Below are 245 nucleotides of genomic sequence, written 5' to 3' on the forward strand. Positions count from 1 at the left end.
TACGCAGGCCGTGGCTCTTGTGCAGATACGGGATCTTCTCGGCTTCCCAGGCAGCGGCGGAGGCGGCCACGTGGTCCTTGAATTCCTGGCTGGCGCGCGGGTCGTTGGTGTCGTCCCACTCCAACAGGGTTTGCAGCAGTTCCGGGTGCGAACCGTTGCAGTGGTAGCACTCGCGGTTGTTTTCCAGCACCAGCTTCCAGTTAGCTTTTTCCATCAAGGTGGTTTGCACCGCCACCTTGGTGTTC

At 60.4% G+C, this 245-nt stretch carries 1 protein-coding gene; it reads right to left on the bottom strand.

Annotated features, from left to right (window positions below):
- Window positions 1-245 (bottom strand): SRPBCC family protein (locus tag SB719_RS21985; protein ID WP_412160009.1); only part of this gene is annotated, 245 nt, incomplete at both ends.

Origin of the sequence: Pantoea sp. SIMBA_079 (assembly GCF_046940275.1) — a bacterium.
GTDB classification, from domain to species: domain Bacteria; phylum Pseudomonadota; class Gammaproteobacteria; order Enterobacterales; family Enterobacteriaceae; genus Pantoea; species Pantoea borealis.